Source organism: Synechococcus sp. MU1655, from assembly GCF_023630655.1.
Taxonomy (GTDB): Bacteria; Cyanobacteriota; Cyanobacteriia; order PCC-6307; family Cyanobiaceae; genus Synechococcus_C.
In genome coordinates, this window is sequence record NZ_JAKUHK010000136.1 from 1 (window position 1) to 5,474 (window position 5,474).

General features: G+C 53.9%; 9 protein-coding genes. 5 read left to right on the forward strand and 4 right to left on the reverse strand.

Annotation, left to right across the window (positions count from 1 at the left end):
* On the forward strand, positions 1-215 hold a 215-nt coding region (locus NCN04_RS07360), incomplete at its 5' end, for a Nif11-like leader peptide family RiPP precursor (protein WP_250395653.1).
* Between the two features lie 372 nt (positions 216-587).
* On the opposite strand, the gene NCN04_RS07365 is transcribed toward NCN04_RS07360, so the two are convergent.
* Positions 588-854 (reverse strand): hypothetical protein, encoded by a 267-nt coding sequence (locus NCN04_RS07365; protein ID WP_048346630.1) that lies wholly within the window; start codon positions 852-854, stop codon positions 588-590.
* Positions 855-1,004: 150 nt separating this feature from the next.
* Between NCN04_RS07365 and NCN04_RS07370 the strand changes: the two genes are divergently transcribed.
* Both NCN04_RS07370 and NCN04_RS07375 read left to right on the forward strand, forming a co-directional pair.
* Positions 1,005-2,060, forward strand: coding sequence for a class I SAM-dependent methyltransferase (locus NCN04_RS07370; RefSeq protein ID WP_250395654.1), 1,056 nt, complete (start codon positions 1,005-1,007; stop codon positions 2,058-2,060).
* A gap of 75 nt (positions 2,061-2,135) precedes the next feature.
* Positions 2,136-2,450 carry a copper-binding protein gene (locus tag NCN04_RS07375; RefSeq protein WP_250395658.1) on the forward strand — a complete coding sequence of 105 codons (315 nt, stop codon included), beginning with the start codon at positions 2,136-2,138 and terminating at the stop codon, positions 2,448-2,450.
* A 21-nt stretch (positions 2,451-2,471) separates the two neighbouring features.
* Here NCN04_RS07375 and NCN04_RS07380 read toward each other — a convergent pair whose 3' ends face one another.
* Positions 2,472-2,738 carry a hypothetical protein gene (locus NCN04_RS07380; RefSeq protein WP_250395655.1) on the reverse strand — a complete coding sequence of 89 codons (267 nt, stop codon included), beginning with the start codon at positions 2,736-2,738 and terminating at the stop codon, positions 2,472-2,474.
* 74 nt (positions 2,739-2,812) lie between these two features.
* On the opposite strand from NCN04_RS07380, the gene NCN04_RS07385 reads away from it, so the two are divergent.
* Entirely contained in the window at positions 2,813-3,067 is a 255-nt protein-coding gene (locus NCN04_RS07385; RefSeq protein ID WP_048346632.1) for a DUF6439 family protein, read from the forward strand.
* On the opposite strand, the gene NCN04_RS07390 is transcribed toward NCN04_RS07385, so the two are convergent.
* Complete coding sequence (locus tag NCN04_RS07390; RefSeq protein ID WP_250395656.1) at positions 3,027-3,533, reverse strand: ATP-binding protein; 507 nt, start codon at positions 3,531-3,533, stop codon at positions 3,027-3,029. The two genes, NCN04_RS07385 and NCN04_RS07390, sit on opposite strands and share 41 nt — an antisense overlap.
* Positions 3,534-3,597: 64 nt before the next feature.
* Positions 3,598-4,311 carry a GUN4 domain-containing protein gene (locus tag NCN04_RS07395; protein WP_048346634.1) on the reverse strand — a complete coding sequence of 238 codons (714 nt, stop codon included), beginning with the start codon at positions 4,309-4,311 and terminating at the stop codon, positions 3,598-3,600.
* 40 nt (positions 4,312-4,351) lie between these two features.
* Between NCN04_RS07395 and mnmH the strand changes: the two genes are divergently transcribed.
* Positions 4,352-5,407, forward strand: coding sequence for a tRNA 2-selenouridine(34) synthase MnmH (gene mnmH / locus NCN04_RS07400; RefSeq protein WP_250395657.1), 1,056 nt, complete (start codon positions 4,352-4,354; stop codon positions 5,405-5,407).
* The last annotated feature ends 67 nt before the right edge of the window (positions 5,408-5,474 follow it).

Consider the following 5,474-nt stretch of genomic DNA (forward strand, 5'->3'; position numbering starts at 1 on the left):
AGAGAAGCCAAGAACCAATGTCAGAAGAGCAATTAAACGCCTTCAGAGAAAAGGTCCAATCCGACGTCCTTCTGCAGGGCCAGCTCAAAGTCGCGGCAGACGTCGAAGCTGTCGCTGCCATTGCAGCAGAGAACGGATTTCATCTCAAGCCAGATAACGCGTTACGGATGCTGATGTGGGAGTTTCAAGAAGCAGAATTAGAAGGTGGCGATTGAAAATCACCTCGTCAAGCCAATCAACTCCTTCGCTCAGGCCTGCTCAGCTGCAATTTGATCAATCATTCATTGCGTGAGTCCAAAGAAATTGATTCTTTTATAGGATCAATCTAGGTGTCAAAGTCCCCTTTACGGCACAAAGTAGTCACCAAGTTGATTGTTAAACAACAAACTCAGCGACACTCTCTCTTCAATCGCAGCTTCAACTGGCTTTTTCTCTCTTAACGAGCCATCATCCGAACCTCACGGAACGGAATGCCCCGGTCAATGCCTGTTTCCGATGCTCAGCATTGTTTCGCTCCGGAGACGATCTAGTGAATGGTGTTCACACGTCCACGACAACACACAGGACCAGGCATTCACCCCAAGGACTCAGCCATGCCGCAGGTGGGCCATCGCGCTGTTGTGTAGATGCCTTTCATGGGCATGGCGATTGGCCCAAACCCGCTGTTGGGCCAATGCGCTGTTTGAGTCGAGAAGATCTGGATGCCCTTCAAGCTGGACGTGACTGGATTGGCTCAGACGTTGCTCGTGGGCGTGATGATCGGCCCAAGCAAGAAACTCAGCAGCTGCCTTCTGGCGGCGTTCCAGCACATTGCTGCTGTAGTCAATTTGAAGCGAACGAAGAGTGGCGTTCATCATGCAAGCCTCGTTTCGACTCAAACATTCTGTATCGGTTGATACGGAATTTGCGTTGACTTCATAATTCTTTCCCTAACGACACGATTTGCAGCCTCGGTTGTATGGGTTCATCCATTGAAATGGGCGTATTGATCCGACCACTGCCCAATGGCGTCGAGCCTGACTGAAATCGCTTACCGCACCATCCAGCAGGGACGAAGCCTGGCAGGACTGGCCCATAAGGAGCTGAGCACCAAAGCCATGGAGCTGTTGGCACCCGACGTTGTTCCCAGCACAGAACCTGTTCCCGACGCATTACTGAACGAACTTCGACGCTCATTAAGCGCCCTTCAGGACATCGATTGGCAGGAGTCAGAGCAAGGTCTCTATCCCTCATCTCTGCTGTTTGACATCCCCTGGTTGGAATGGGCGGAGCGCTACCCACGCATTTGGCTTGATCTTCCCTCGAATTGGGCTAGACGGCGAGCTCGCAACGTCCAGGACATTCCAGAGACGCACGACAAAGAGTTGTATCCGGATTACTACTTACAAAACTTCCATCACCAAACCGATGGATATCTCAGCGATCACTCTGCTGAGCTCTACGACTTGCAAGTCGACATTTTGTTCAACGGCGCCGCAGACGCCATGCGCCGAAGGCTGATCGCTCCCTTGAAACGGGGTTTGAAACGGTTTAGTGATCGCCCTGAAGCCAGTCTGCGCATTCTTGACGTGGCGACAGGAACCGGTCGGACCCTCCATCAAATCCGAGCTGCACTTCCGAAAGCTTCACTCTTTGGTCTGGATCTCTCGGAATCCTATTTGCGTCAGGCCAATCGTTGGTTGAATAAGGGGAACGACAGCCTCGTGCAACTGCTCCAAGGCAATGGAGAATCCATGCCATTTGGTGATGAAAGCATGCAGGCGTTGACCTGCGTTTTCCTGATGCATGAGCTTCCTGCCGAGGCGCGGCAGGCCGTTCTCAATGATGCGTACCGATTGCTCGAGCCCGGTGGCGTTCTAGTTCTTGCCGACTCGATTCAACTCAAAGATTCGCCGCAGTACAGCGTGGCGATGGACAATTTCCGGAGGATCTTTCATGAGCCTTTCTACCGAGATTTCATTTCAGATGACATCGAATCACGCCTGAGCAATGCTGGCTTCACTGGGATCTCAGCTGAATCCCATTTCATGGTGAGGGTTTGGACTGCCAACAAGCCTTGAAGTGATTCCCTGACATACCCGTCTTGATATCGACCAGCGCCCCATAGGGTGCAGGAACCCTTGCCGAGGGCTTTGATGATCAACCCTTTTTATGTCCGCTGGCTTCAAGGCTGGACATTTCAGTTGGTCCTAATGGAAGGGAAAGTGCAAGTGGAGGCTCATGGTTTTGGAATTTGTATTCGTACAGCTCTATTGCATGGCGAAACACCCCAAGGGGCCGCTGATCGTCTCGTCCTCGAAGAAGACAATCGACGCCATGCCCTGCATCAAGCTTGGTTGAAAGGACAGGCCGTTCCAGCTCATTCCAGTGATCTGCCGTCATTTGCTGAAACGTCTAATAACGGACCAGAATCACTCGTGGTAGTACATCAACAAACTCTTGTGAGTTAAATCACGGCTTTTATTGTTACTTCACGCCGACAATTTTGCCAGCACAAATCCAATCAAAACTCCTGGTCCACCCCAACGCAGCGAACGCCAAAAGATTGGAGCTGAGGTTGTTTTAAACATCCACTCAAAATTATTTTGGCCTTCAACAACTTGTTGAATGAGGCTTCGACGTTGCAATCGTCGCCTCGAACGAACATCGCTTCCTTCCCAACGCCTTGGCTGAAAGTGAATCAACGTGGCCAGGGCGTGTAAGGGACGCAAGTGTTTGCGACGGAAACCTGATGCCATGAAAGCTTTCACTGTGCACGTCGCAGCGTCAGACGTGAAGCATCAGGATAAGGGCAACCGATCGTCAGAAGACAATGTCAACGGCTGAATCGCGCTGGCCAGAACACGCCCCTGAACTCGCGAAGCAGCTTCATGGTTGCCTGAGTCTTGGCGACCGTGACTGGCATCGCTTCAAGACCGATGCCAACCGTCGTAGCGCTGAACTGATGGCTGCTGCTCTGTCTCAACTCATCCAGGGTGGAGAGCGCCACGATGTCGAGGAACTCACAGAGCAAGCCCTGCGCTGGATCAGAAGGGAACTGAAAGACCCTGGCTGTCCGCACCGTTGAAAGACGCCGCTCGAGCGTCGGGGCGGCGACTTGCCAGCTGGACGCGATTTCCACGTCGACTCCAGCGCACATCGTCAAAACACTGATACATCAAAAACAGTCCACGGCCTTGATTCGCTTCGATGCACCCAGGAAGCTCCCCGAGACGTGCATGGGAGGGAACTCCTTGACCTTCATCCTGGATCTGCCAAATCATCCATTGAGGGGTAAGGATGCGACGCACGCGCAAACACTTGTTGGGGTCGCCAGAGTTCCCGTGACGAACAGCATTAACGAGGGCTTCCTGAAGACCGAGCTGTAGCCGACCGTTTGTCTCATCACAGTCCACGGGGTCGAGGAGCAACTCCAACAACGGAGAGAGTTGGAGTGTGGAAGGAAGAATGAAGTCAGCCCAGCGCGTTCGTTGGAACGAGGGGGTGAGATTGAAACTGAACGACCCTGAAGTCGATCCAAGCCTTGATGACATCAGGACCGAAGCATCCTGTTTTGACCATACCCCTTGATCTGATTCATGCCAGTAGGTCGGTCACTCATTGACGAGCAACCAGGGACGGATGGTTGAGCAATGCATCGATCAGTCGAACGCCTCTCAGCTGATTGATCAAAGGCATATGGCCCTCTGGCGCCTTCAGTGACCAATCGAAAGCACCGGGATAGCGTGTCCAGACTCCCTCCTGTTTCCAGCCAATCCGAGGCCAGAGCTTGTCGTAACGACCATTGAGAGTGGCCAGCAAACGAGCTTGAACTGTGAAGCCAAACCGGCCTTGGGAGTAAGCGATCCAGAGACGATCCATCGTGACGAGATCCAACCCGCTCATGGGCATGACTTCGCTGAAATAGACATAACCCCGCCGTTCGGCCTGCTCACCGGCCAGCTTGCGCAGGAAGACGCTGGTGAGGCGATCAGCCTCTTCAAACCGTTCTTCGAGAAGAGCCTGCTGAAGAGGGGAATAGTCGAGATCGCATTCCGAACCGGTCACAAACCATCCCCCGGAATCACCACAAAGAGGGCTCAAGACCGCTGGTTGATGACGATGCAAGATCTGAAGAATCCAACCAGCCGTCCACTCATCTCCTTCACGATCGAAGGAGGCGAGGGCACCCTCACCCATCAAAGCCAATTGATCAGCAGCTTTCTCAACTGCTGGGATCAAGGAGCGTTGTTGTCGTGCTGAGCCACTGGAGAATTTCTCGAGGAGCTCATCGACGCTGAGATCGGATGAAGAAGACAGACCAGAAAGCATGACGAGCGACCTGCTCTAACTGGCACGGCGTTATCCCACTATGTCAGGGATGGGATCCACAAACGTGAGCGGAATCAATCAGTTTCGGGCGACGGACGGAACGCTGGTTGATGTACGCACTCCATCCGAATTTGCCCAGGGTCATTGGCCTGGCGCGATCAACATCCCCCTGTTTACCGATGAACAGAGAGCCGTTGTGGGTCGTGCCTACAAGCAAAAGGGCCGCAAACAAGCCATCGAGCTCGGCCTGAGCTTCACCGGCCCAGCCCTGGTTGATCTCTCCAAAGCTCTAACGAAGGCAGCTGGAGGCCCCGACCAACCGCTTCGGCTGTATTGCTGGCGGGGGGGGATGCGCTCCAACAGCATGGCCTGGCTTGCGGCACTTCAGGACCATCCCACCCTTGTGCTCGAAGGTGGCTACAAGGTGTATCGCCGCTGGGTGCTCGAGCAATTTGAAAGGCGCTGGCCAGTGCAGCTTCTGGGCGGAAGAACGGGCACTGGAAAGACAGATCTCCTGATCGCCTTGCAATCGTTCAATGTGGCTGTGGTGGATTTGGAGGGGTTGGCGCATCACCGTGGAAGCAGCTTCGGTGGTCTTGGCCAACCCCATCAACCCAGCACTGAGCATTACGAAAATCAACTCGCTGAAGCCTTGGATGGCTATCGCAAACAACACGCCACACAAATTTGGCTGGAAGCAGAGAGCTCCTCGGTGGGCCGCTGCCGCATCCCGAAAGCACTGTTCCTGCAGATGCAACAGGCACCGGTGCTGGAAATTCGCCGCAGTCTCGAGGAGCGGATTGATCAGCTCGTGGCGGTGTATGCCTGCCAAGACCCCGATCAGCTGCAACAAGCTACAGAACGCATCCAGCGCAGGCTCGGGCCTCAAAGAACGCAAGCAGCCTTAGAGGCGATCAGAGATCGGCGCTGGCGCGATGCTTGCAGCGCGATGCTCGACTATTACGACCGCTGCTATGACCACGAGCTCAAACAAGCCAAAGAAACATCCAATCTTGATCTCAGTGGCCGCAGTCCACGGGATGCGGCAATAGAACTGCTGGACACCGGTCGCGTTGTACCGATCGATGCCCCTTAAGATCCCGCTTAGAAACTGGAGCAGGATTCATGGCAGACGGAAGCAAGGCAGTGATCCAGTTCCTTCG